Genomic DNA, 24,144 nt, shown 5'->3' on the forward strand with positions numbered 1-24,144 from the left:
CCGGTTCGCCCGACCATCCCAGCGCCGGGGCCGTGGTCGACCGACCGTGGTCGACACGCCGACGGGGTCCCGGGCGACACGCAGGTCGGGCTCGACCGGCGACGTCCCGCAGCCACGGTCGGTGACGTCATCGGATGCGCCACACGACGCCGCAGGAACAGTGTTGGGGAGGTGTTGGGGCGGGCGACACGTCGTCGTCGGCCGGCGGGGTCCCGGGCCCGCCACGGTGCCGACGTGCGCGTCGCGGTCGTCACCGAGTCCTTCCTCCCCGCCGTCAACGGCGTGACCAACTCCGTGCTCCAGGTCGTCGCCCACCTGCAGCGTCGCGGGCACGACGCGATGGTCATCGCGCCCGGAGCGGGGCCGGACGTGGTGCCGGGGGCGCCGCGTGTCCCCGTCGTGCGCGTCCCGGCGGTCGACCTGCCGGTGGTGGACTCCCTGCCGGTCGGGGTGCCGACGCCGGCGGTGCGCGCCGCGCTCGAGGAGTTCCGCCCCGACGTGGTGCACCTGGCGTCGCCGTTCGTGCTCGGCGCCCGCGCGCTGACCGTCGCGCGGCGCCTGCACGTGCCGTCGGTGGCCGTGTACCAGACCGACGTCGCGGGCTTCGCCTCGTCGTACGGGGTCGGCCTGACGGCGCGGGCGGCCTGGCGCTGGATCCGGCGCCTGCACAGCGGGGCCACCCGCACGCTCGCCCCGTCGCGCTGGGCGGTGGACGCACTGCGTGCGCACGGCGTGCCCCGCGTCCACCGCTGGGGCCGGGGCGTCGACACGGCGCGGTTCGACCCGGCGCGCCGCGACGAGCACCTGCGCGCCGAGCTCGCGCCCGACGGTGAGCTGCTCGTGGGCTACGTGGGGCGCCTGGCGCCGGAGAAGCAGGTCGAGCGGCTCGCCGCGCTCGAGGGGCTGCCGGGGGTGCGGGTGGTCGTCGTCGGCGACGGCCCGGCGCGGGCTCGTCTGGGCGCGATGCTGCCGTCGGCGCACTTCCTGGGCTTCCGCGGTGGCACCGAGCTCGCCCGCGCGTACGCCTCGTTCGACGTCTTCGTCCACACCGGCCCGCACGAGACGTTCTGCCAGGCGGTGCAGGAGGCCCAGGCCTCGGGGCTGCCGGTGCTCGCCCCGGACGCGGGCGGCGTCGCCGACCTCGTGGTCCCCGGCCGCACCGGCTGGCGCTACGACCCGTCGTCCCCGACGGCGGGCGCCGAGATCGCCGGGCGCGTCGCCGCCTGGCGCGACGACCCCCGCGCCCGCCGCGCGATGGGCGCCGCGGGCCGTCGCGCCGTGCTCGGCCGGACCTGGCCCTCGGTGTGCGAGGAGCTGCTCGGGCACTACGCCGCCGTGCTCGGCGGGGGCACCGGGGGCGCCGCCGCCGCCCGCGCGGCCTGAGTTCACCGGGACCACACTCGACGGTCACGCCGGGGTGGGTCGCCGGGCGATCTCGGCCCGTAGACACCGGCCCATGGCCACATCCCAGGTGCTGGCGCGGTCCACCGGACCCGCCCCCGACAGCCAGGACGAGCGCCTCCCGTCCCCCACCGTGCCCCCTACCGTGCCCCCCACCGGGCCCGCGCCGGCGGTGCCCGACCGCGACACCGCCGCGGTGGTGTCACCGTCGGGGCCCTACAGCCTGCTGCTCACCCGCGAGCCCGACGACGTCGCCGCGGCGCAGCGGCTGCGCCACGCGGTGTTCGCCGGCGAGCAGGGCGCCCGCCCCGCGGCCGGGGACGCGGTGGCCGTCGCGGCCGCGGCGCAGGGGCGCGACGCCGACGCCTTCGACGAGCACTGCGACCACCTCGTGGTGCGCGAGGACGCGTCCGGCGAGATCGTCGGCACCTACCGGATGCTCACCCCCGCCGGGGCGCGGGCGGCCGGACGCCTCTACTCCGACACCGAGTTCGATCTGACGCCGATCGACCCGCTGCGCGACGAGATCGTCGAGGTCGGGCGCTCCTGCGTGCACCCCGCGCACCGGCACGGCGTGGTGCTCTCGCTCGTGTGGGCCGGGATCGGGCGCTACATGGTGCTGACCGGGCACCGCTGGGTCGTCGGCTGCGCGAGCGTCCCGCTGACCGTCGCCGGCGCCCTGCCCGGCGGGGTCTGGGACCTCGTCGCGTCGCGCCACCTCGCCCCGGCCGCCCGCCGCGTACGCCCCTGGCGCGAGGCCCCGATCGGCGAGCACGACCCGCACGCACCGGGCGCCGGCCGCGCGGCGCGGGCGGCCCTGCCCCCGCTGCTGCGCGGCTACCTGCGCCTCGGCGCCGAGATCGGCGGCCCGCCCGCGCTGGACCCGGACTTCGGCGTCGCCGACCTGTTCGTCCTGCTCGACCAGACCGCCATCGACCCGCGCTGGCGGCGCTACCTGTTCGGGGAGGCCGGGTGAATCCCTGGTCGCCCACCTCGCCCTGCGATCCCGGCTGCCTGCCCGCGCCCGAGCCGGTCCACGGCCGGGCACGGGCCATGCGCGTCGCGCGGGTGGGCGTGCGGGGCACCGCCCTCGCGGCGGTGCTCGTGGCCGGCCTCGCGCTGGCGTTGGTCGTCCCGCTGCTGCGGCCCGCGGCCGTCGGCCGGGCCCAGCAGGTGTGGGCGGCCGCCGTCCTGGGCGCCTGCGGGGTACGCGTGCGCCGCAGCGGTCCCCCCGCCCCGCCCGGGGCCCTCGTCGTCGCCAACCACGTCTCCTGGCTCGACGTGCTCGCGCTCAACGCCGTCGCGCCCGTGCGGATGCTCGCCAAGCACGAGGTCCGGCAGTGGCCCGTGCTCGGGGTGATGGCCGCGTGCGCGGGCACGGTGTTCCTCGACCGCGACCGGCTGCGCGCCCTGCCCGACGCCGTCGGCGGGCTCGCCGACGCCCTGCGCGCGGGCACTCCGGTGGGGGTGTTCGCCGAGGGCACCACCCGCTGCGGGCGCGAGCTCGGTCCGTTCCGGCCCGCCGCCTTCCAGGCCGCCCACGACGCCGGCGCGCCGGTGCTGCCCGTGGCGATGCGCTACGGGCGGTGGGGCCCCCACGGCGTCACCCACACCACCGCCGGCACCACCGCCGGCACCACCCCCGACACCACCCCCGACACCACCGCCGCGTTCATCGGCGACGACACCCTCGCCGACTCCCTGCGCCGGGTGCTGGCCGTGCGCGGGCTGGTGGTGCACGTCGTGGCCTGCCCTGTCGTCGACCCGCGCACCGTGCCCGCCGGGCCCGCCCGGGCCGACGCCCGCCGGGCACTCGCGCGCACGTCCGCCGCGGCCGTCGCCGCGGCCCTGCCCCCCGGGCGCGGCGGGCACCCGGCCGCCGCCCCGCCGCACCCCGTCAGCGCGCTGCCCACCACCCCGGACCTCGAGCATGTCGCCTGAGCCGCGCCGCGACCCCTCGCTCGCCGACCGTGCGGTCTTCGCCGCCCAGTTCGTGCGCGCCCCGCTGGCCACGGCGTCGGTGTGGCCGAGCAGCTCCGCGCTGGCCCGCGCCGTGGCCGGCGCCGCGCTGCGTACCGCGCCCGCCGACCCGGTCGTCGTCGAGCTCGGCGCGGGCAGCGGGGCGTTCACCGGCCTGCTCGCCGACCGACTCGGCGGGCGGGGGCGGCAGCTGGCGGTCGAGATCAACCCCGTGCTCGCGCACCGCCTCGCCGACCGCTTCCCCCGCGTCGAGGTGGTGCCGGCCGACGTCGCCGAGCTGGCCGCACTGCTGGCCCTGCGCGGCCTGCAGGGCGCCGACGCGGTGGTCAGCGGCCTGGGCTGGTCGGCGACCCGGCCGGGACGCGAGGACTCGCTGGTGCCGGTCGTGGCCCGCGCCCTGGCCGACGACGGTGTCCTCGTGCAGTTCGCCTACTGCGCGACCTCCTGGGCGACCCCGGCGCGGGCGCTGCGCGCGGAGCTCGGCGCGTGCTTCGCCGAGGTCGACACGTCGCCGGTCGTCTGGCGCAACCTGCCCCCCGCCGTCGTCCACCGGGCGGCACACCCGCGGCGCTGACACCCGCCGCAGGGGCCGCCGCACCGGACGGCCGCGCGGGCGTGCACCGGCGGCTCACCGGCGGCGCCCGTGGGTGACACGCGGGGCCACCCGGTCGTCGCCCGGGTGTCCGCGAGGGCCGACGCGCGGTGATCCGCCCAGGTCAGGGGCAGGGTGGTCTCCGGGCTGGTGTACGGTCCCGCAACCATCGGCCCGGCCGTCCGGGCCGCGGCACCCGTCGCGGCGTGGCGTCACCGGCCGACCGACCGTCCGTGTGACCGTCCGTGTGACCGGTCCGACCGACGTCGCGGTCCCCCGCGACGACCCCGCACCACAGAGAGGGGAGACACCGCGATGGCCCTCCCGACGTTGACCCCCGAGCAGCGCGAGGCCGCCCAGGCCAAGTCCCGCGAGGCCCGCCAGGCCCGCTCGGCCCTGCTGGCCGGCATCAAGAGCGGCGACGAGTCCATCCCCGCTGTCCTCGACCGCGGCAAGAGTGACCCGATCGCCGGCAAGACCAAGGTGTCCCAGCTCGTGCGGGCGCTGCCCGGCTACGGGCCGGCCAAGGCCGCGGCCGTGCTCGAGCAGGCCGGCATCCCCGAGGACCGGCGCGTGGCGGGCCTCGGGTCGCGTCAGCGCGAGGCGCTGGTCAGCGCGCTGAGCTGACGGCGCCCACCGCCACGACGGACGGGGCGGTCGGTGGTCCGGGAACCCGGATCACCGACCGCCCCGTCGTGTGTGGAGGTCAGGAGTCGCCGTCGGAGGACCGGTCGGCCCGGTGCCGGCCGCCCTCGCGGTCACCGGACCCCTGGTCGGCCCGGCTGCCGGCCCGGTTGTCGTCGCGGTCGCCCGACCCCGTCGACGTCTCGCGGGAGGCCGGGGCCACGGTCGCCGCCGCGGCGCCGGCCTCGGCGACGCGCAGCTCGCCCGTCTCCGGCGTCGGGTCGGCGGCGAGCATCGAGCCGCCGCCGATCACCGCGACCCCGCCGCCGGCGAGCGCGCCGACGAGGGCCAGGGCTCCCGCCGTACGGGTGGGCAGGGGCACGCGACGGCCGGGACGGCCGCGACCGACGGCCGGCACCGCGTGCGAGGGCGTCGGCGGTGCCAGCGCGCTGGGCACGGCCGCCGGGTAGGCGGGCCGGGGCGTGCCGCCGGTGGTGGGGTCGTCGGCGACCGTGCGGGCGACGGGTGCCGAGGCCGACCGGCCGGTGGGCGACGAGCCGGTCGGGGGGAGGCCGGCGCGCCGGTCGCGGGCGGCGGCCAGGGCGATCGCGGCCAGGTCCAGCGGCGAGGTCTCGGGGGCGTGCCCGCCGGGAGCGCCCGCCGCGGGGCCCGGGGCCGGGGCGGCGGCGCGTGGGGCGCGACCGACCCGGGGGAGCGGCCCCGAGGGGTGCGCCTCGCCACGGCCCTGCTGCGGCAGGAGGTCGCCGAGGTCGCGCCGGGTCGCGGGGGCAGGGGTCACGGGGGGTGGGGCGGGCGCCGTCCGGGCGCCGTCCGCACGGTGTCGGGCCATGCGTCGTCTCCGTTGCGCCGCCCGTCGTACCGACCTGGCCGAGGGGGAGCGAACCAGGTGCCGCGCGGCCGGTGGGGAGTCCGGCGCCGACGGCGTTCGTGGCCTGTCCGCGCGGGGCTCGGGGGCCGCGCCCGCCGGACAGGCCCGGGGCGGACGAGCGCGGGTCCGGCACCGGCTGTACGGGTGTCCGGACGGGGACGAGACTAGGGGCCGGGGGAAGACCTCGGGGTGCCCGCGTCGTGCGGGCCGCGCGCGGCGGCCGATCGTCGTCGGAGCAGCTCAGGCGGTCAGCGGATGGTGACGAGCCGGCGTCGCAGAGGTCTCGACCAGGTCACGATGTGATCGGAGTCACAACCAAGTGCCGCTGTTCGGAGGACGAGACGTCGTCGCGCTCCGCACACGACGCGCGTTCCGTTGCGCCGCGTGGGGGTCACGTACGGTGGCGGGTCGACAGAGTTCGGACGACCGGGTTGCATCGGGTCGTCCCCCGACCGACGCGGCTCGGGTCCGGGCCCGTCCCGGACACCCCGACCACGGCCAGCACGGCGTCCCGGCACCCCCGGGTCGCGGAGAGGCGTCGATGAGCGACCGGGTTCCCCCCCACCCCGATCACCACACCGACCCCCACCCCGAGCGACCGGGATCCGCCGGCGAGCACGTCCTGCAGGACGCGCTGGGCACCACGTCCCGGGCGGAGCGCTTCTACGACGACCAGGTCTGTGACCGGCTGGTGCCGTCGATGCAGGAGTTCGTCGGCCGGATGACGATGGCGTTCGTCGCCACCGCCGACGCGCACGGCGAGTGCGACTCGACGCTGCGCGCCGGCCCGCCCGGGTTCCTGCGTGTCCTCGACGACCGCCACGTGGCCTGGCCGGAGTACCGCGGCAACGGCGTCATGGCGAGCCTGGGCAACATCACCGAGAACCCGCACGTCGGGCTGCTGATGGTCGACTTCACCGACGACCTCATCGGCCTGCACGTCAACGGCGCCGCGCGCATCGTGGACGACGCGCAGCTGCGCAGCGAGCACCCGGACCTGCCGCGGGAGACCGCGCCGGGGCGTCGCGCGGACGTCTGGGTGGAGGTCACCGTGGAGGAGGCCTACATCCACTGCCGCAAGCACATCCCGCGGATGGTCCCGATGGGCCGCCGGCGGGCGTGGGGCACCGACGACGCCCGCCGCAAGGGCGGCGACCACTTCGGCGTCGCCGCGGTCCGTCGCGCGGCGGCCGAGAGCGCCGTCCCGGCCGCCGAGCAGGGTGAGACGGCCCACGCCGGGGACCCCCGGGCGGCGGAGCGGGCGGCGGCAGGGGCATCCTCCGGGGAGTGATCCCCGATCGGCACGCGTGGAGCAGGCCCGAGCTCGAGACGGTCGCCCCCGGCGTCCACCGCCTGCCGCTCCCGCTGCCGAGCGACGCCCTGCGCGCGGTCAACGTGTACCTGCTCGCCCCCGAGGGGGCCGACGGCGAGCTGACCCTCGTCGACGGCGGCTGGGCCATCGACGCGTCGCGCGAGGTGCTGGCCCGGCTGCTCGGCGAGCTCGGCCTCGGTGTCGGCGACGTGCGGCGCTTCCTCGTGACCCACGTCCACCGCGACCACTACAGCCAGGCCGTCGCGCTGCGCCGCGAGCACGGCGCCCGCGTGGCCCTGGGGGCCGGGGAGCGCGAGTCCCTGGCGCGGATCCAGGGCCCCGAGCGCGGGATGGCGGCCCAGGTCGACCTGCTCGACCGCGCGGGGGCCACGACGCTGGCCGCCGAGGTGCGGTCGTGGCTGGCCCGGGCGGAGGCGCCGCCGGCGGAGGGCTTCGCCGACCCCGACGAGTGGCTCGTCGACGGCCAGCAGCTCTCCGCCGGTGGACGTTCGCTCGTGGTCCGGGAGACCCCCGGACACACCCGCGGGCACCTCGTCTTCGTCGACGAGACCACGGCCGACGCCACGATGCTCTTCGCCGGCGACCACGTCCTGCCCCACATCACGCCGTCGATCGGCTTCGAGCCCGCCGCCCGGCCCGGCGCGCTGACGCGCTTCCTGTCCTCGCTCGCGGCGCTGCGCGCGGAGCCGGACCGGCGGCTGCTGCCCGCCCACGGCCCGGTCGCCGAGAGCGTCCACGCCCGCGTCGACGAGCTGGTGGCCCACCACGACCAGCGCCTCGACGAGGTCGCCGCCGCCGTGGCCGCCGGTCTCCCGACCGCCGCCGAGGTCGCCGGCGCGCTGCGCTGGACCCGACGCGGCTTCCGGCTCGACGAGCTCGAGACGTTCAACCGCATGCTCGCGGTGCTCGAGACCGACGCCCACCTCGAGGTGCTCGCGGCGCAGGGCCGCGTGCAGCGCGCCGCCGAGCCCGACGGCGAGGGCGTCGACGTCGTGCGGCACGCCGCGGCCTGACCGGCGCCGTCGGCCAGATCTCCTCCGGTGCGGCGGCGCGGTGTCGCCGGGCGGAGCTACCGTGGATGGTCGTCCCGGCGCACCCGCGCCGGCCCGTCCCGCTGGAGAAGGCCTGCGTGACCGCCTCGTCCACGTCCGCCGCCGACACCGCCCGCGGTGAACCCCCCGACGGCACCGATCCGGTGGCCGTCGAACAGCCCTACGTCACGATGCTCTACGGCAAGCTCGACGAGCGCCGGGCCGAGACCGCCGCGCTGCTCGCCCGGGTGCTGCGCGACGAGACCACGGGCACACCGCAGGCCGTGTCCGAGCGCGACGCGGCCGCGCAGATGTACTCCGAGCAGCTCGCCACCCTCTCGGCGGTCGAGCAGGGCCTGTGCTTCGGCCGCCTGGATCTCGACCCGGACCGGCCGCCGCCCCCGCCCGCCGACGGGTCGGGAGAGCAGATCGAGGGCCTCGACCAGGACGTCCTCTACGTGGGGCGCCTGGGGCTGCTCGACGCCGAGCACGACTACGAGCCCCTGCTGGTCGACTGGCGTGCCCCGGCCGCCCGGCCGTACTACACGGCCACCGCGGCCTCGCCCGACGGCGTGCGCCGTCGCCGGCACATCCGCTCCCGCAGCCGCCGGGTCACCGCGGTCGACGACGAGGTGCTCGACCTCGCCGAGGCCGCCCGCCTCGGCGCGGCCACCCAGCGCACGGGCCTGACCGGCGAGGCGGTGCTGCTCGCAGCCCTGTCGGCCGGGCGCACCGGGCGGATGGGCGACATCGTCGCCACGATCCAGGGCGAGCAGGACCGGGTCATCCGCTCCGGCGCCAACGGCGTCGTGGTCGTCGAGGGCGGTCCCGGCACCGGCAAGACCGCCGTCGCGCTGCACCGCGCGGCCTACCTGCTCTACACCCACCGCCGCCAGCTCGCCCGCCGCGGCGTGCTCGTCGTCGGCCCCAACCCGACGTTCCTGCGCTACATCGAGCAGGTCCTGCCCTCGCTCGGCGAGACGAGCGTGCTGCTCTCCACCGTCGGCGAGCTCTACCCGGGTCTCGCCGCCCGCCGCGCCGAGCCCGCCGAAGCCGCCGCGCTCAAGGGCCACCCCGAGATGACCCGCGTGCTCTCCACGGCCGTGCGCGACCGCCAGGAGCTGCCGCGCCGCCCGATCGAGCTCGTCGTCGACGGGGAGAAGGTGGTCGTCGACCGCGACGTGGTGGCCCACGCCCGTACCCGCGCACGGCGCACGCGGCGACCCCACAACGACGCCAAGCGGACGTTCGTGCGCGAGGTGGTCGACCAGCTCGCCCGCCGCGAGGTCGAGCGGGTGGGCCGCGATCTCGACGGACGGTCCAACCTGCTCGACCGCGGCGACCTCGCCGACGTCCGTGCCGGGCTGCGTGCCGACCCCGACCTGCGCGCCGTCCTCGACGAGCTGTGGCCGACGCTGACGCCCCCGCAGCTCCTCGCCGACCTGTGGACCACCCCGCAGCGCCTTCGGGCCGCCACGCGCGGCTGGTCCGACGCCGACCGCGCGCTGCTCGGGCGCGAGGCGCTCCCGGCCGACCTCCTCGACGGCGGCTGGTGGAGCCCGGCCGACGCGGTGCTGCTCGACGAGGTCGCCGAGCTGCTCGGCGAGGACGACACCGCCGCCCGCGAGGCCGAGGAGCGCAAGCGTGAGGCCGACGAGGCCTACGCCGCGGGCGTCCTGGAGATCCTCGCGATGGAGGAGGACTGGGACCCCGAGCTGCTGCGCCCCACCGACGTCGTCGACGCCAGCGTGCTGGCCGACCGCACACGGGAGGCCACCTACGCCTCCGCGGCCGAGCGCGCCGCCGACGACCGCACGTGGACCTTCGGCCACGTCATCGTCGACGAGGCCCAGGAGCTCTCGCCGATGGCGTGGCGGGTGCTCATGCGCCGGTGCCCCAGCCGCTCGATGACGCTGGTCGGCGACGTCGCCCAGACCGGCGCCCGGGCCGGCGCGTCGTCGTGGAGCGAGGTGCTCTCGCCCTACGTGGCCGCGCGCTGGCGCCGCGAGGTACTCACGGTCAACTACCGCACGCCCGCCGAGATCATGGCGGTGGCCGCTGACGTCCTCGCGGCGATCGACCCCACCGCGGCGACCCCGACGTCGGTGCGCGAGTCCGGGATCGAGCCCCGCGCGGTCGCCGCCGACGAGGACTCGCTCGTCGACGCCGCGGCGTCGTGTGCCCGCGAGGCCCGCGACGCCGTCCTCGACGCCGAGGGCGCCGGCCGGGTCGCGGTGCTCGCCCCCGGGGAGCGGGTGCCCGCGCTCGCCGCGGCGCTGGGCGTGGCCGCCGGTCAGGTGACCGACGCCGACCCGGCGGTCGACCTCGAGTCCGCCGTGGTGGTCTGCGAGGTGGGCGAGGCCAAGGGCCTGGAGTTCGACGCCGTCGTGCTCGTCGACCCGGCGGGTGTGGTCGATGCATCGCCCCGGGGCCTCAACGACCTCTACGTCGCGCTGACCCGCGCCACCCGGTCGCTGGTCGTGGTCCACCCGGGCGATCTCCCGCCGGTCCTGCGCCGCCTGGACTGACCCGCCTGGCCCGATCGGGGTGGTCCGTCCCTCGATCGGGTAACGCCGGTGCCGCCGGGGCCGAACCACGGGGTAGGCCGGGCGCGGTCGGTGGCCCGTGACGTCGTCCGCGACCGCGAGCCCGTGCGGGGCGACCCGCCGTTCGGGCGACGCGCCGCCCGGGACGTCACGCAGACGAGGGACCCCGTCGTACGGGATGATCGGGGCCCGACAGCCGCGCACCGGGAGGAGGGCCGGCAGTGAGCACGGACACCGGCCCGCCGGCGATGGTCGGGGGTCGCTACACCCTCGGCGACCTCATCGGTCGCGGCGGCGCCGCGGACGTGTTCCGGGCCCGGGACGAGCTGCTCGGCCGCGACGTGGCCATCAAGATGTTCAACGCCGCCGGGTCGGCGGTCCCGGACGGCGCCTCCCCGTCCGGTCCCGCCGATCCCGCCGACCCGGCGGAGAAGATCGGTGACATCGAGGAGGGCCAGGAGGCCCGCCACCGCCGCGAGGTGCTCACGCTCGCCGGGCTGTCGCACCCCGGGCTGGTCACGGTCTACGACGTCGGCGACGAGGACGGGCGCGCCTACTTCGTCATGCAGCTCATCGAGGGCGACACGCTGGCCCAGCGGGTGCGCGTGGGCCCGCTGCCCGTCGTCGACGTCGTCGCCCTCGGTGCCGCGCTGGCCGACGCGCTGGCCTACGTGCACCGCCGCGGCGTCGTGCACCGCGACGTCAAGCCCGGCAACGTCCTGCTCGACGCGGAGGGCCGCGCCCACCTGTCGGACTTCGGGATCGCGGCGGTCCACGACGCGGCGCCGGTGACGGCCGCCGGCATGGTGATCGGCACCGCGTCCTACCTGAGCCCGGAGCAGGTCCGCGGCGAACCCATCGACGGTGCCGTCGACATCTACGCCCTCGGCCTCGTGCTCATCGAGTGCCTCACCGGGCGCCGCGAGTACCCCGGCAACGCGCTGGAGGCCGCGGTCGCCCGGCTGCACCGCCGCCCCGTGGTGCCCCCGGGTCTCCCGCCCGGCCTCGAGGCCCTGCTCACCGCGATGACCGCCGACGAGGCCGTCGACCGGCCCACCGCCGAGGAGGTCGTGGCGTCCCTGCGGGGTGTCTCCCGCGAGGTCGGCATGGAGGCCGAGACGATCCTGTCGCCGGTGCTCATGAGCGCGCCGACCGGTGTCATCGCCGGGTCCGGTCCGGTGGCAGTCGGGCCCGCCGCCGAGGCCCGCGCCCCCGAGCTCGAACCCACCGGCGCCTCGGTCAGGGCCCGCCCGGCGGCACGCCGTCGCCGCCTCGTCGCGGCCGCCGCGGTCGTCGTGGCGGCGCTGCTCGTCGCCGGGTCGGCGGTCGCGTACGGGCTGCTCTCGCAGGACCAGCCGCTACCGCCTCCGCCGTCGGCCACCCTCGCCCCGCCCCCGCCGCCGCTGCCGCTCCCGCCCCAGGTCACCACGACCAGCGAGGACGAGACCGAGGTCGCGACGGTGCCGCGCACCCGGCGCAGCACCACCGAGCGCCGCACGACCACCACGACGACGACCACCACGACGACGACCACCACGACGACCCGCCCATCGGTCGTTGTCCCGCCGTCCACGGTGGAGGAGTCCCGGGACCCGACGGTCACCTCGACGACGGCGACGGCCCGGCCGTGAGTCAGCCCGCGGGCAGGGGGGTGAGCGCGTCGGCGACGGTGAGCACCGGCCCGGCGGGCAGCAGCCCGACCACCGCCTCGGGTGCGGGCGGGAAGACCTCGCCGAGCCCGAGCGCCGTCGCCGTCCCCGGGTCGGGCACCGCGGAGGCCGTCCCCGAGCCCGAGATCACCGTCGGGCTGCCCGGCGCGTCCGGGCGGCCGACCGGCACCGCGCGCACCGTCACCCCGCCGCCCGGCACGGAGACGGCGTCCACCCGATCGCCGGACCCGTCGGCCTGGGCCAGCGTCACCGGCGTGGTGGCCGTCGCCGGCGGCGACGTGCCGACGGTGAGCAGCACCGGGCCGGCGCCGTCGGCGCTCGCGCAGGTGGTCGGCGCCTCGGCCATCGGCACCGCGCGCGGCACCGGGTCGGGGTAGGTGCTCACGGCGATCCCCCGGGCGGTGCCCAACGGCCGCAGCTGACCCGGCGACACGACCGGCGCCGGCGTCGCGGCCCGCGCCCGGTCGGGGTCCGAGAGCCGTACGAGGCGGGCGACGACCTCGGGCACCTCCTGCACGCCCTCGCGCTGCACGACGTACGAGCGGTCGGGAGTCCCGGGACCGACCAGGCGCACCACGCCGCCGACGGGCTCGCCGGCCAGCAGCCCGCCCGGCGGGACCTCGCCGCGCCCGGCGATGACCGGGGCGGTGACGGGCGGCCCCTCGACGAGCGTGTTCAGCAGGCTGGTGCTCACCGGGCGCGGAAGCTGCCCGGCGAGGTCGAACGCCACGACCACGGCCGGGTCGCGCAGGTCGAGCCGCGAGCGCACGCCGTCGTGGACCAGCCAGGTGCCGTCGAAGCGGTCGCGGAGCAGCAGCCCGCGCCCGGGGTCCAGGGGACGGGCGGGGGCCGAGGAGCCGGCGAGCACCGTGGTCCACACGCGCGGCTGCTCCCACGGGCGGGCCGCGCCGGGCCGGGGGCTGCCGGTGTCGCACACCGACCACACCGGCGGCACGGGCGCCCCGGCGGGCGGCAGCGGCGGCGCGTCCACGATGCCGACCCCGCGCTCGCGGGGCGCGCCGGCGATGTCGGTCTCGCTGACCTCGACCGGTGCCGGGTCGCCCGCCGGCCCGCCGGCCGCGGCGAGCCCCGCGAGCACGAGGCGCGCCGAGGCGAGGTTGGGCACCGGCACCAGCCGGTCGGGCCCGTGCACGACCACGTAGAGCGCGCCCGAGCGCTCGGCCACCACGATGCCGGCGCTGCGCCAGTCGGTGGGCCGGTCGAGCAGCCCCCACACCGCGGCCACCCCGAGCGCGAGCGCGGCGACCACCACGCCGGCGAGCGTGGCGCGGGTCTGCGAGCGCAGCGGGTCGGCGCCGGGCACGGCCTGGCGCCGGACCAGCGCCGACTGGAGCCGGCGCGACCCGAAGCGGTGGGCGTGGACCTGGTCGGAGGTCGTCGTCGGGGCGGGCATCTCGCCGCGGATCGTGGCACGCCGGGCCGGGGTGGCGGGCCCCGTTGCAGCGAACGCGCGGTTCGTGCGCGTAGACGCAGCGAACAGCGCGTTCGCTGCGGGACCCGGACGGACCTCAGGCGGCGACGGACGCGCGCGCCGGGCGCGGGGAGATCCGCAGCGTGATCGTCGCGCGGACGACCTCGCGGCCCTGCGCGTCGGTGATCACCACGTCGGCGTCGACGTCCTCGCGCTCGTCGGCGAAGGCCGGCGGGGTGGGGAAGGTGGCGACCGCGTGCAAGTCGGTCTCGGCCTTCGCCAGGTACTGCACGCTCATCCCGCGCGGGATCCAGCGGTGCGTCGAGGGCACCGTGGCCTCGGCGAGCACGCCCATCGCGTACTCGGCGAGGTTGCAGGACGCGATCGCGTGGACGGTGCCGAGGTGGTTGTGCACGAGCCACCAGTTGCGCAGCGACACCTCGGATCGCCCGGGCTCGAGGCGGCGGATCACCGGCGCCGCGGTGAGGAAGTACGGCGCGCGCAGCCACACCGCGGCACTCACCAGGAGGCGGCCCGGCCACGAGCCGGAGAAGCGGCGCCAGGTGCCGAGGACGCTCGGAGTACTCACGCCACGCAGGTTACCCGGCGGTAGCAAGGGGCGGTTGCCGGTGCGTCGTCGGACGATCCCCCACGCAGCAGTGACGCGGTGGTTGACGAATGAGCGTTCGGGGAATCTCGACGGCGCGCAACCGTGCGCCCGCCCCGCCGGGAGGACCCATGACCCCTCGACCCGAACGCGCCGTGCCCCCGCCGGCACCCGAGGGCCTGCGTGCCGTGCTGGCCGCCGTGCTCGACGACCTGGTCTTCCCGGCCCGCCGCTGGCAGGTCCTCACCGCCGGCGACCTCTACGGCGTCGACACCACCACCCGGCGGCTCCTGGAGCTGCTGCCGGAGCGCCGCTACGGCTCGCTCGCCGAGATCGCCGCCGTGGTCACCGCGGTGCTCGCGGGCCGCCCCGTCGCCGCCGTCGGGCAGGCGCCGCCCCCGCCGTCGCCGCGCGTCGCACCCCGCCGCGGTCCGTCGCCGGTGGCCGGGCGCCCGGCCGTCCGCACCCCGGGGCGCCGCCCGGTGCCGTCCACGCCGGTCGCCTGACGCCCCGGCCGGGCGCGGCTCAGAGCTGCTCGACGAGGTCGAAGGCGTCGTCGCCGATCCACACGCGCAGGCCGTCGCCGTCGTCGGTGATCGCGCCCTCCTCCTCCTCGGAGAGCTCGCGCGCGGCGCCGAGGGAGCGCTCGTCGTAGGCCACGCGACCGTCGCCGAGGTCGCGCGGGCGGTACTCCGAGGCGAGGACCGCCGTGCGGCTGCGCGTCGCCAGGAACGACGCGTTCTCCGGCCCGACCTCGGCGACCCAGCGCTGCGCCCGCATGCATGTGGGTCTACTCGACCCGCCCCCCACGCACAAATCCGCTGGACCTGGACCGTGTGGACGTCCTAGCGCCGGCGCGACACGTGAGGGCACCGGCGCCGTTCGCCGCAGTTGTGCGCCGGCTGTGAACCCCCATCCGGCCCAGGCGATACCGCCCGAGTGTTCCGATCTGAGATGCCCTGCGCTGAGAGGTGACGAGGGCGCGACAAGCGGGAACGCTGAGTGGGTGATCCGTTCCGATCGTCCTGCACGGCGTGTGCGCTTGCTCGCTCGCGTCGCCCTGGGCGTGCTGTCGGTGGCCGTGCTCGCGGCCTCGGCACTGGGGTGGGTCCAACTGCGCACGCTGGATCGGTCCACGCCGTCGGCCGCCGTCATCGACAGCCCGACGCCACCGCCGGCCGCCGAGCAGAACATCCTCCTCGTCGGCCTCGACACCCGGACCGACGCCCAGGGCAACCCGCTGCCCGAGGAGGTCCTCGCCGCGCTCAACGCGGGCGACAGCTCCTCCGGGGGCGGCACCGCCGACTCCCTGACCGTCGTGCACGTCCCGGCCGGTGGCGGGCGGGCCACGGCCATCTCCATCCCGCGCGACGCCTACGTCGACCTGGGGCAGGGTCTGGGCCGACACAAGATCAATTCAGCGTGGTCCCGCGCGTCGGCGCGGACCACCGAGGCCCTGACCGGCTCGGACGGACCGACGGGGAGCACGAGCCTCTTCGCCGCCGGAGCCGCCGCCCCGCGGTCGCCCGACGATCCCGCCGTGGTGCGCGCCGCGAAGGCCGCGGGCGCGCGGGCGACGATCGGCGCGGTCGAGCGGCTCACGGGGTTGCAGATCGCGCACTTCGCGGCCGTGAACCTCGCCGGGTTCGCCGACATGAGCGACGCGATCGGCGGTGTGCCGGTCTGCCTGCGGGCGCCGACCGAGGACTCCTACACCGGCCTGTCGCTGTCCGCCGGGTGGCACGAGATCAGCGGGCCCGAGGCCCTGGCCTTCGTCCGCCAGCGCCACGGGCTCCCGGGCGGCGACCTGGACCGGATCGCGCGCCAGCAGGTGTTCCTCGCCGGCGCCACCGACACGCTGCTCTCGGCGGGCACGCTCACCGACCCGTTCGCTCTGTCGCGGATCACGGAGGCCGTCTCGCGGTCGGTCACCCTCGACGCCGGATGGGACGTGCTCGCCTTCGCGCGGCAGATGCAGGGGCTCTCGGCCGGGGCGGTCACCTTCCGCACAATCCCCACGGGCACGACCCAGCTCAGCACGCCGTACGACGGCACCGCCGTCAAGGTCGACCCCGCCGCCGTGCGCTCGTTCGTCCGCACCGCGATCGCCGCCGACGCCGGTGACCCCGCCGCCATCGCCGCCCTCACCGGCCCCCCGGAGGCCGATGCCTCCGACGCCTCGATCAGCGAGCGGCAGGACCGGCTGGTGTCCTCGGCGTCCTCGTCGGACGACGTGTCCTCGTCGGACGAGGCGCCCTCGTGGGAGGGGTCCGACGAGGAGACCGACGGCGAGGACGGGACCACGACGACGGCCGCGCCGCCGGCATCCTCGTCCCCGCCGATCACCGCCGCCGCGCCCGGCTGCGTCACCTGACCGGCGCGCCTCGCGTCAGTCCGCGCGTTCGGAGCCCAGGGTCACGGGCACCTGGCGGGGCTGGCCACCCGGTGAGACGACGGTCAGCGTCACCGTCTCGCCGGGGTTCTGCGACCGGATCGCGGCGACGAGGCTGTCCGCGTCCTGGATGAGGCGGTCGTTCACCCGGGTCACGACGTCGCCCTGCTGGAGGCCGGCCGCGGCCGCAGGGCCGCCGGGAGCGATCTGTTGGAGCACGGCGCCGTCGGGGCCGTCGGTCACGCCGACCCCGAGGACCGCCCGGGTCGCGTAGCCCTGGTTGATGATCTCGTTGCCGATCCGCTGCGCCTGGTTGATCGGGATGGCGAAGCCCAGGCCGATCGACCCGGAGGGCCCGCCCGAGGACTGGCCCAGGGACGCGATCGCCGAGGTGATGCCGACGACGCGGCCCTGCATGTCGACCAGGGCGCCGCCGGAGTTGCCGGGGTTGATCGCCGCGTCGGTCTGGATCGCGTCGAGCACCGTGGCCTGCCCGCTCTGCGCACCGCCGGTGGCGACCGGGCGCTGCAGGGCGCTGACGATGCCGGAGGTCACCGTGCCCGACAGGCCCAGCGGGGACCCGACGGCCACGACCTCCTGGCCGACGTCCAGCTGCGAGGAGTCGCCGAGCGTCGCCGGCGTGAGGCCGGAGACGCCCTGGGCGCGGACGACGGCGAGGTCGGCGCTCGGGGCCGTGCCGACGACCTGCACCGGCGCCTCGACCCCGTTCTGGAAGACGGCGGTGAGGCCCTGCTGGCTCTGCTGACCGGGCGCGGGGCCGAGCGGCGACTGCTGCGCGGGCTGGCCCGCCTGGAGCACGTGGGCGTTGGTGAGGATCAGCCCGTCGGCGGAGATGACCACGCCCGAGCCCTCACCCGACGGGCCCTGGAACTGGACGACGCTCGGCAGGACGGTGTCGGCGACCTGCTCGACCGATCCTGGGGGCGCGGGCGCGGCGGGCGCCTCGTTCGAGCCACTCGGGGCCGACAGCACCGAGGTGGAGCCGCCGCCGTTCGACGACGCGGCCTGGTAGCCCACGACGCCGCCGACACCGCCCGCGACCAGCGTCGCGACGAGCGCGCCGGCCACGAGGGCGACCGGCCGGCCCCGGCGGGGGCGGCCGGAGGGCGGGCCGGGCGACGCGGCCGGGCCGGGCGTGGCCGGGGGGCCCGGCGGTCCCGCACCCTCGGCGCGGGACCAGGGATCGCCCGGACGGTCGGAAGGGGTCGTCATGTCGGAGGGGCTACCCGCGGGGCGCCCGAGGCCCGATCCGCGCGGCGCCGTCGGGAGGCCGCCGGTCGGCTCCCCGGACCGACCCGGAGGCAGTGTGCCGGCGCCGTACCCGCTCGCGGGGCGCGGCGGACCGGACGGGGAGGAGGGGCTGGTGTCGCTCACGTCGACCAGGGTCGGACGGCGCCCTGTGCCCACCCTGCGCCGTACCTGCGGGTCTGCTGAGAGAACACCACGGGTTCGGCCACATCAGCGCACGACGCGGTACCAGTGCTCGGTCTCGCCGGGCAGGCGTTCGAGACGCACCTGTCGCCCGCCGGGTCGCCGGAAGACGGGGGTGCCGTCGCCGAGGAACACCGGGGCGAAGAACAGCAGCACCTCGTCGAGCAGGCCGGCGTCGAGGCACTGCGCGGCGACGTCGGCCCCGAGCACGTTGACGTCGCCATCGCCGGCGAGAACCCTTGCGCGGTCGACCGCCGTGACCAGGTCGGTGGCGAACTCGACGCCGGTCGGCGGGTTCGCGGGGGGACGGTGGGTGAGCACGACGACCGGCCCGTCGTACTGCCCGCCGAAGGCCCCCTCGGCGTCGGTGCCGGCGTTCGGGTCGTCGCCGTCGTAGGTCACGCGCCCGACGAGGAGCGCGCCGAGACGAGCGAGCAGCCGGTCGGCCGCGGCGTTCTCGCCGCCGAGGTGCTCGGTCAACCAGCGCATGTCGCCACCCGGGCCGGCGACGAAGCCGTCGAGGGACGCGGTCGCGGAGTAGATCACCTTCGTCATCGGGTCCTCACTGCTCGAGCAGCGCGTCGACGAACCGGTCCCAGGTGGGCTCGGGCGGCAGCTGGTGACCCATGCCCTCGATCTCGAGCAGCCGGGCGCCGGGAATCGCGGCGGCGAGCGCGCGGCCGTGCTCGACGGGGAAGAGCGGGTCGGCGGTGCCATGGACGACGAGCACGGCAAGCCCGGCCAGCTCGCCCAGGGCGGTCGGTCCCGCGGTCCCGGACGCGACGATGAATGGGTTGGTGGTGCTCGCGGCGAGGTCGCGGCTGCGGGCGACGACGCGCTCGGCGATCGCCCGGATCCTCTTCTCGTCGAACGCGCCCGGGCCGGCGAGGGGCCGCTCGGCCTCGACCAGCGCGGTGGCCGCGGCGTCGGGGTCCGACCAGTCCGGGCCCGGGCCCTCGTCGGCGAACACCGCCGCGGCCGCGGGCGTCGGCCCCGGCAGCTCGCCGACGTCCGGGTCGATCGGGCTCGTGGCGATCAGGGTCAGGGCCGCGACGCGCCCGCGGTGGGTCAGGGCGAGCTCCTGTGCCGTGCCGCCCCCCGCGGACAGGCCGACGACGTGCGCGTGCTCCACCCCCACGGCGTCGAGCACCGCCACCGCGTCGGTGACCAGCTCCGCCCCGGTGTAGCCCGGGGCGCCCGCGGGCCAGGACGTCGACGCCCCGGTGTCGCGCTGGTCGTAACGGACGACCCGGCGACCGCGGTCCACGAGCCGCGCGCAGAGGTCGTCGTCCCACCAGTCCCGCGACCAGCCCCCGCCGGCGATCAGCAGCACCGCCGGCGCGGTGCCGTCGTCCCCGAGCACCTCCACGTCGAGCTGCACGCCCTCGTCGACGTCGATCAGCACCCCGACCTCCTCTGGTTGCTTTTCGCCACCGGTAGGGAAGCGGACCGCGCGAGTGGTTGTCAAGTGCAACCGGTCGTGGCGGCCGAGGGCGACGGCCGGCTGCGCCGGCACCTGATGCGCGAGGTCCCCGTGTCCTTCCGTCGATCAAGGACCCGGGGAGCGCACTTCACGCCGATCGACGGCGCGGAGGCGCAGGCTGTGAACGGGCTCGGCACCCCGCAACTCCCGGGCGTCGCGTGACGCCGCTGGACCACCGGCTCCGGCCGGTGCACCGCGAGGGCCGTGTGGAGTCTCCCCCCGGCTTCGCGCGGCCCTCGCCCTGCCTCGGTGACGAAGTCCGCGCCTGGCGCGGACTTCGTCACCGAGGACTGGGTCAGGCCGGGCGGTAGGCCTCGACGAGGTGCCCGAAGACCACGATGTTGTCCTCGTAGCTGCCGGTGCGCTCGTTGAACACGCCACCGCAGGTGATCAGCCGAATCTGGCCGTCGTCGGTCGGCCCGTAGACCGCCTCGGTCGGGAACGCGTCCTTCGCGTACTGCTCCACGCGGTCGACGGTGAAGACGGCCGTCGTGTCGTCCTCGCGGTGCACCTCGACGGTGTCGCCGGGGCGCATCTCATCGAGGCGCGCGAACGCGCCGGCCTCACCGCGGAAGTCGACGTGCGCGGCCAGCACCGCGGGCCCGACCTCGCCGGGGCTCGCGCTGCGCTGGTACCAGCCGATCGTCCCGGCGCGGCGCGGCACGTCGAGGGAGTTGTCGTCGCGCAGACCGAGGTCGGTGGTGTCGTCCGTGGCCAGCCCGATCGAGGGCGCGTCGACGCCGCTGATCGGGGCCGCGGGCAGCGGGACCGGCACCGCGACGCGTTCCGCGACCGGCACCGACGTGCTCCGTGGCCCGTCACCGCCGCCGCCCTGCACCAGCGACACCAGGACCCCGATGGCGAGCAGGGCGAGGACGAAAGCGGTGAGGCGTCCGGTCACGCCGCTGAATATGCCCCCTCGGCGGGACGCGCCCCGCGGCGGTGCCTCGAGCGGTACCTCCGGAGCCGCCACGTCAGCCGGCCGCCCGGCGGGTGGCCACCATCTGGCGGCCGCGGACGACCCCCGCGCCGGCGCCGATGGCGGCGATCGCCAGGAAGATCACCTGGCCGGGCGTCGGGCCGGAGCCCGAGCCGTCACCCGCGGCGATGCCACCGACCGGGTAGCCGGCGTACTCGCGCGGCCCACCGACGCCCCAGTCGCAGGCCTGACCGTCGTTGTCGCCGTCGAGGTTGTGCGGGTCCGACGGGTCGGCGATCAGCACGGCCTGCGCGTCGGCGGTGTCCGCGAAGTCCCAGCAGTCCAGGTCCCACGCCGGCACGGCCGGCGCGACGTAGTGGTAGTGCGTGCTGCCCGGCCCGTAGATCGCCGGCGGCACGACGACGACGTGGGTCGTGTCGTGGTCGTGCGACGCGGTCGGCGACGAGGTGGTGGGCGACGTCGTGGTGGGCGGGGTCGGCACGCCCGGCACCGAGGGGATCGTCGGCACCCCGCCGCCGCCCTCGAGCGCGCCGGTCAGGGTGTCGACGATGCCGCCCACGAGGTCGCCGATGCTGCCGCCCGGGTCCGAGAGATCCAGCGGGCCGGCCGCCGACGCCACCCCGGCCGTGGAGATCATCCCCGCCGCCACCAGCCCGACCAGCGCCGTCACCCCGCGCCGACGTCCGTTCGCCATTCCCCGACCGCCCCGTCCTCGCCGTTGTCTCCCGGGGCGTCGACCGGCGGCGACTCCCCCGATCGACCTAACGGAGACGTGACGCGCAGGGCACGGACGAGTACACCGCGCGTCAGGTGCCGGCGGGACGTCCGGCGGAGTCCAGGCGCGCGAGGGCGTCGTCCGGCAGGCGCAGCGAGCCCGCGGCGACGTTCTCCTCGAGGTGCGCGGGGTCGCCCGTGCCGGGGATCGGCAGCATCCACGCCGACCGGTGCAGCAGCCACGCCAGCGCGACCTGCGCAGGCGCCACCCCGAGGTCGGCGGCCAGGTCGGGCACCGCGCCCGGGTCGGCCACCGCACCGACCGCCAGCGGGAAGAACGGCAGGTAGGGGATGCCGGCGGCGTCGCAGTGGTCGACGACCGGGTCGTCGTCGCGCTGCAGCGGGCTGTAGAGGTTGGAGACGGTCGCGACCTCGACGTGCTGCTGGGCCGTGCGCACCTGGTCGAGGTCGACGTTGCTCAGCCCGATCGCGCCGATCTTGCCCTCGTCACGCAGCTCGATCATGGTGCCGAGCGCGTCGGAGAACGGCACGACGTCCGTGCCGCCGTCGTCGATCCAGCGCAGGTGCGCCACGGGCACCGACTCGACCCCGAGCACCGCGAGATCGCGCTCGCACCCCTTGCGCAGCTGCTCGGGACGCAGCGCCGCCGCCCACCCGGCGTCGTCGGTACGCCGCCCGCCGAGCTTGGTGACGAACACGAGGTCGTCCGGGTAGGGGCGCAGCGCCTCGGCGAGGACCTCGTTGGCGACGTCGCGGTCGGGCGTGCCGTAGTACCAGGCGGTGTCGATCACGCGAACGCCGAGCTCGACCGCACGGCGGCACACCGCGATCGCCCGGTCGCGGTCCGGCGGCGGCCCCCACACCCCGGGCCCGGGCAGGCGCATGGCGCCGAAGCCCATCCGCGGCACCTCCCGGCCCGCGAGGCGGAGGGTGCCGGCGTCGCTCGCGCTGACGGTCGTCATGGTCCGTCACCCCAGCACACGGCGCCCCGACCGGCAGGTCGGCCGCCACTGCCCCGAACGGGTGTTCTCAGGTTCCGCTCAGCTCCGGCCGCCCCCGTATCGCTAACGGCGATCACTCGCCGGGCGACGACTCGGCGTGACGGCCGAACGCGCTCGGCCGCGAGGACCCGATGAGGAGCGAGGATGAGGGGTCGACGGAGCAGCCGCAGCGCCGCGGTCGTGCTGGCCGGCTGCGTGGGCCTGGCGGTGATGGCGCCGGGCCTGGCGCTCGCGGCGCCGGTGCCGACGTCGGAAGACGCGTGCGAGGCGGCCGGCGGTCGATGGACGGCCGGGACCTGTGTTCCGCAGAGGACGGCCCCGCTCACCACCTCTCCGGCGGTGGAGGACGAGACCGGTGGTGCCGCCACGACCCCGGACACCCCCGAGACGGCGGCGCCCACCACCACGACGGACGGGCTGCCGTCCGGCGGCAACCCGTCCTCGGGGACGCCCGCCACGGGTGGAGGGTCCGGTGGCGCGGGCGGGGCGGTGGGTGCGGGTGCAGGCGCCCAGGAGACCCCCGACCCGACCGCCGACGAGGCGAGCGCGTCCGCCGACCAGACGACGCGGAGCCCCGAGGAGATCGGCACCCAGCAGTCGACGGCCCGGGCGCTGATCGGCCCGTCCGCGCTCACCTCCGCTGACCCGGCCGCACTGGTCCAGGACCTCGTCGAGGGGGCGAGCGGACCGGGGATCGACTTCACGAACGTGCCCTCGCCACTCACCGAGGGTGGCCTGCCGTTCGAGAACCTCGAGATCCCCGAGCTGCCGGCTGACGGCGTCTTCGCGAGCCCGCGTGACGCGTGCGCCTACCTCGCCGGTTCCGTGCCGGCGCCGGAGCAGGGCGCCGAGGACCTGGCGGCCGCTTTCGAGTCCTTCTGCGGCGCCCTGCCGGAGGACTTCACCGAGTTCGACCCGACCACGATCGTCGGCGGGCTGCTCGACCTCATCAACAAGCTGCTGAAGGCGCTGCCCACCCCGGGCAACCCCATCCCGAGCAACCCGCCCGCGCACGTGCCCCACGAGTACTGGGGCTGGTGGCACAAGCAGTACGACGTGAACTGCGACGACGTCACCTACGACGAGGCCAACGCCATCCTCGCCTGGGACTACTCCGACCCGTTCAACCTCGACGGCGACAACGACGGCGAGGCCTGCGAGCGGAACTGGCACCACGACGACGTCGAGTACGTCGAGTACGTCGAGTACGTGGAGTACGTCGAGTACGACAGCTACCCCGTCGGCGGGGTCGCGACCGGCGACGGCAGCACGGGCGCGGACAGCTCGGCCGCCACGGGCGCCGAGGTCGCGCTGGCGGCCGGCGCGCTGTCCGGGCTCGGCCTGACGGGCCTGGTCCTCGTCCGGCGCTTCGCGCGGCAGGGCTGAGACGTGGCCGTCACCGAGCAGAAGGACACCGGCACCAGCGGCACCACCCGCGCGACGATCGGCATCCTCGTCGTCCTCGCGCTGCTCGCGGTGGTGGCCTACCTGTCGGGCGACCCGTCGCAGCGCGTCGGCCCCGCCTCGGCCGACCTGCCGGCCGACCGCACCGCGGTGGCGCTCCCGCTGGAGCCCGCCCGCACGACGAACCTCCGCATCCCGTCGATCGGGGTGGACACCCGGCGGCTGACGGAACTCGGCCAGACCGAGGACCGTCGCCTCGAGGTGCCGACGGACGCCATGACCGTCGGCCACTACCAGGGCGGTGCGGCTCCCGGCGAGCGCGGTCCGGCCGTCTACGCCTCGCACGTGAACTACCGCGGCGTGGACGGCGGCTTCGCGAAGCTGGCCGACGTCGAGGCCGGCGACCAGGTGGTGATCGAGCGCGAGGACGGGGTCACGGTGGTCTACGCCGTCGACCGCGTCGACGAGGTCGACAAGGACGCGTTCCCGACCGCCCAGGTCTACGGCCCGACCGTGGGCGCCGAGCTGCGCCTGATCACCTGCGGCGGCGCGTTCGACTCCGACGTGCGCAGCTACGAGGACGACGTGATCGTCTTCGGGCACGCGGTGGAGGCCTACCGGGCGTAGGCGCG

The 24,144-nt window shown here is 76.9% G+C and carries 23 protein-coding genes; 13 read left to right on the plus strand and 10 right to left on the minus strand.

Annotated elements, in window-relative coordinates:
* The first annotated feature begins 234 nt into the window (after positions 1-234).
* The 5 genes from C8D89_RS19550 (at position 235) to mihF (ending at position 4,600) form a co-directional block, all read left to right on the plus strand.
* Positions 235-1,383, plus strand: a complete 1,149-nt coding sequence (locus C8D89_RS19550) for a glycosyltransferase family 4 protein (protein WP_116709792.1) — start codon at positions 235-237, stop codon at positions 1,381-1,383.
* A gap of 73 nt (positions 1,384-1,456) precedes the next feature.
* Positions 1,457-2,377: a GNAT family N-acetyltransferase gene (locus C8D89_RS19555; protein ID WP_116709793.1), complete on the plus strand. Its 921-nt coding sequence runs from the start codon at positions 1,457-1,459 to the stop codon at positions 2,375-2,377.
* Complete coding sequence (locus C8D89_RS19560; protein WP_133251977.1) at positions 2,374-3,342, plus strand: lysophospholipid acyltransferase family protein; 969 nt, start codon at positions 2,374-2,376, stop codon at positions 3,340-3,342. Before C8D89_RS19555 ends, C8D89_RS19560 begins: the two co-directional genes overlap by 4 nt.
* Positions 3,332-3,955 carry a class I SAM-dependent methyltransferase gene (locus C8D89_RS19565; protein ID WP_116709795.1) on the plus strand — a complete coding sequence of 208 codons (624 nt, stop codon included), beginning with the start codon at positions 3,332-3,334 and terminating at the stop codon, positions 3,953-3,955. Before C8D89_RS19560 ends, C8D89_RS19565 begins: the two co-directional genes overlap by 11 nt.
* Positions 3,956-4,288: 333 nt before the next feature.
* Positions 4,289-4,600: an integration host factor, actinobacterial type gene (gene mihF / locus C8D89_RS19570; RefSeq protein ID WP_116709796.1), complete on the plus strand. Its 312-nt coding sequence runs from the start codon at positions 4,289-4,291 to the stop codon at positions 4,598-4,600.
* Between the two features lie 79 nt (positions 4,601-4,679).
* On the opposite strand, the gene C8D89_RS19575 is transcribed toward mihF, so the two are convergent.
* Positions 4,680-5,396, minus strand: coding sequence for a hypothetical protein (locus tag C8D89_RS19575; RefSeq protein WP_116709797.1), 717 nt, complete (start codon positions 5,394-5,396; stop codon positions 4,680-4,682).
* A gap of 631 nt (positions 5,397-6,027) precedes the next feature.
* Between C8D89_RS19575 and C8D89_RS19580 the strand changes: the two genes are divergently transcribed.
* The 4 genes from C8D89_RS19580 (at position 6,028) to C8D89_RS19595 (ending at position 12,027) form a co-directional block, all read left to right on the plus strand.
* Entirely contained in the window at positions 6,028-6,777 is a 750-nt protein-coding gene (locus C8D89_RS19580) for a pyridoxamine 5'-phosphate oxidase family protein (RefSeq protein WP_116709798.1), read from the plus strand.
* On the plus strand, positions 6,774-7,832 hold the full coding sequence (locus C8D89_RS19585; RefSeq protein WP_116709799.1) for an MBL fold metallo-hydrolase: 1,059 nt from the start codon (positions 6,774-6,776) through the stop codon (positions 7,830-7,832). The genes C8D89_RS19580 and C8D89_RS19585 overlap by 4 nt, the downstream gene beginning before the upstream one ends.
* Before the next feature lie 65 nt (positions 7,833-7,897).
* Complete coding sequence (locus C8D89_RS19590; protein WP_116709800.1) at positions 7,898-10,378, plus strand: HelD family protein; 2,481 nt, start codon at positions 7,898-7,900, stop codon at positions 10,376-10,378.
* A 239-nt stretch (positions 10,379-10,617) separates the two neighbouring features.
* A complete protein-coding gene (locus C8D89_RS19595; protein ID WP_116709801.1) occupies positions 10,618-12,027 on the plus strand; it encodes a serine/threonine-protein kinase in 1,410 nt (469 codons plus the stop codon).
* 1 nt (position 12,028) lies between these two features.
* On the opposite strand, the gene eccB is transcribed toward C8D89_RS19595, so the two are convergent.
* On the minus strand, positions 12,029-13,480 hold the full coding sequence (gene eccB, locus C8D89_RS19600; RefSeq protein WP_116709802.1) for a type VII secretion protein EccB: 1,452 nt from the start codon (positions 13,478-13,480) through the stop codon (positions 12,029-12,031).
* A 115-nt stretch (positions 13,481-13,595) separates the two neighbouring features.
* Positions 13,596-14,087, minus strand: coding sequence for a hotdog fold domain-containing protein (locus C8D89_RS19605; RefSeq protein ID WP_116709803.1), 492 nt, complete (start codon positions 14,085-14,087; stop codon positions 13,596-13,598).
* A 149-nt stretch (positions 14,088-14,236) separates the two neighbouring features.
* Between C8D89_RS19605 and C8D89_RS19610 the strand changes: the two genes are divergently transcribed.
* Positions 14,237-14,611 (plus strand): DUF2795 domain-containing protein, encoded by a 375-nt coding sequence (locus C8D89_RS19610; RefSeq protein WP_133251978.1) that lies wholly within the window; start codon positions 14,237-14,239, stop codon positions 14,609-14,611.
* 19 nt (positions 14,612-14,630) lie between these two features.
* Here the strand turns inward: C8D89_RS19610 and C8D89_RS19615 are convergent, their stop codons facing one another.
* The gene (locus C8D89_RS19615; protein ID WP_116709805.1) at positions 14,631-14,885 is read right to left on the minus strand and encodes a hypothetical protein; all 255 of its coding nucleotides are present in this window, start codon (positions 14,883-14,885) and stop codon (positions 14,631-14,633) included.
* Positions 14,886-15,141: 256 nt separating this feature from the next.
* On the opposite strand from C8D89_RS19615, the gene C8D89_RS19620 reads away from it, so the two are divergent.
* On the plus strand, positions 15,142-16,479 hold the full coding sequence (locus tag C8D89_RS19620) for an LCP family protein (RefSeq protein ID WP_243418248.1): 1,338 nt from the start codon (positions 15,142-15,144) through the stop codon (positions 16,477-16,479).
* Between the two features lie 15 nt (positions 16,480-16,494).
* On the opposite strand, the gene C8D89_RS19625 is transcribed toward C8D89_RS19620, so the two are convergent.
* The 6 genes from C8D89_RS19625 to C8D89_RS19650 form a co-directional block, all read right to left on the minus strand.
* Complete coding sequence (locus C8D89_RS19625; protein ID WP_116709854.1) at positions 16,495-17,730, minus strand: S1C family serine protease; 1,236 nt, start codon at positions 17,728-17,730, stop codon at positions 16,495-16,497.
* A gap of 246 nt (positions 17,731-17,976) precedes the next feature.
* On the minus strand, positions 17,977-18,504 hold the full coding sequence (locus tag C8D89_RS19630) for a dihydrofolate reductase family protein (RefSeq protein ID WP_116709807.1): 528 nt from the start codon (positions 18,502-18,504) through the stop codon (positions 17,977-17,979).
* Positions 18,505-18,511: 7 nt separating this feature from the next.
* Positions 18,512-19,354 carry an alpha/beta fold hydrolase gene (locus C8D89_RS19635; RefSeq protein WP_116709808.1) on the minus strand — a complete coding sequence of 281 codons (843 nt, stop codon included), beginning with the start codon at positions 19,352-19,354 and terminating at the stop codon, positions 18,512-18,514.
* Positions 19,355-19,727: 373 nt separating this feature from the next.
* Entirely contained in the window at positions 19,728-20,333 is a 606-nt protein-coding gene (locus tag C8D89_RS19640) for a class F sortase (RefSeq protein ID WP_165825811.1), read from the minus strand.
* Positions 20,334-20,406: 73 nt separating this feature from the next.
* Entirely contained in the window at positions 20,407-21,066 is a 660-nt protein-coding gene (locus C8D89_RS19645) for a hypothetical protein (protein WP_116709810.1), read from the minus strand.
* Positions 21,067-21,178: 112 nt separating this feature from the next.
* Positions 21,179-22,069, minus strand: a complete 891-nt coding sequence (locus C8D89_RS19650) for an aldo/keto reductase (protein WP_116709811.1) — start codon at positions 22,067-22,069, stop codon at positions 21,179-21,181.
* Positions 22,070-22,252: 183 nt separating this feature from the next.
* On the opposite strand from C8D89_RS19650, the gene C8D89_RS19655 reads away from it, so the two are divergent.
* Complete coding sequence (locus C8D89_RS19655; protein WP_133251979.1) at positions 22,253-23,494, plus strand: excalibur calcium-binding domain-containing protein; 1,242 nt, start codon at positions 22,253-22,255, stop codon at positions 23,492-23,494.
* A gap of 3 nt (positions 23,495-23,497) precedes the next feature.
* Positions 23,498-24,139, plus strand: coding sequence for a sortase domain-containing protein (locus C8D89_RS19660; protein WP_116709813.1), 642 nt, complete (start codon positions 23,498-23,500; stop codon positions 24,137-24,139).
* The last annotated feature ends 5 nt before the right edge of the window (positions 24,140-24,144 follow it).

The organism is Actinomycetospora cinnamomea (assembly GCF_003096675.1).
In the GTDB taxonomy this organism is placed as follows: Bacteria; Actinomycetota; Actinomycetes; order Mycobacteriales; family Pseudonocardiaceae; genus Actinomycetospora; species Actinomycetospora cinnamomea.

What these genes read in the sequence shown, in the direction of transcription:
- mihF (WP_116709796.1), top strand. Translation starts at nt 4,289, where the DNA reads ATGGCCCTCCCGACGTTGACCCCCGAGCAGCGCGAGGCCGCCCAGGCC.
- C8D89_RS19555 (WP_116709793.1), top strand. Translation starts at nt 1,457, where the DNA reads ATGGCCACATCCCAGGTGCTGGCGCGGTCCACCGGACCCGCCCCCGAC.
- C8D89_RS19565 (WP_116709795.1), top strand. Translation starts at nt 3,332, where the DNA reads ATGTCGCCTGAGCCGCGCCGCGACCCCTCGCTCGCCGACCGTGCGGTC.
- C8D89_RS19625 (WP_116709854.1), bottom strand. Translation starts at nt 17,730, where the DNA reads ATGACGACCCCTTCCGACCGTCCGGGCGATCCCTGGTCCCGCGCCGAG.
- C8D89_RS19655 (WP_133251979.1), top strand. Translation starts at nt 22,253, where the DNA reads ATGAGGGGTCGACGGAGCAGCCGCAGCGCCGCGGTCGTGCTGGCCGGC.
- C8D89_RS19650 (WP_116709811.1), bottom strand. Translation starts at nt 22,069, where the DNA reads ATGACGACCGTCAGCGCGAGCGACGCCGGCACCCTCCGCCTCGCGGGC.
- C8D89_RS19645 (WP_116709810.1), bottom strand. Translation starts at nt 21,066, where the DNA reads ATGGCGAACGGACGTCGGCGCGGGGTGACGGCGCTGGTCGGGCTGGTG.
- C8D89_RS19610 (WP_133251978.1), top strand. Translation starts at nt 14,237, where the DNA reads ATGACCCCTCGACCCGAACGCGCCGTGCCCCCGCCGGCACCCGAGGGC.
- C8D89_RS19590 (WP_116709800.1), top strand. Translation starts at nt 7,898, where the DNA reads ATGGTCGTCCCGGCGCACCCGCGCCGGCCCGTCCCGCTGGAGAAGGCC.
- eccB (WP_116709802.1), bottom strand. Translation starts at nt 13,480, where the DNA reads ATGCCCGCCCCGACGACGACCTCCGACCAGGTCCACGCCCACCGCTTC.
- C8D89_RS19615 (WP_116709805.1), bottom strand. Translation starts at nt 14,885, where the DNA reads ATGCGGGCGCAGCGCTGGGTCGCCGAGGTCGGGCCGGAGAACGCGTCG.
- C8D89_RS19630 (WP_116709807.1), bottom strand. Translation starts at nt 18,504, where the DNA reads ATGACGAAGGTGATCTACTCCGCGACCGCGTCCCTCGACGGCTTCGTC.
- C8D89_RS19580 (WP_116709798.1), top strand. Translation starts at nt 6,028, where the DNA reads ATGAGCGACCGGGTTCCCCCCCACCCCGATCACCACACCGACCCCCAC.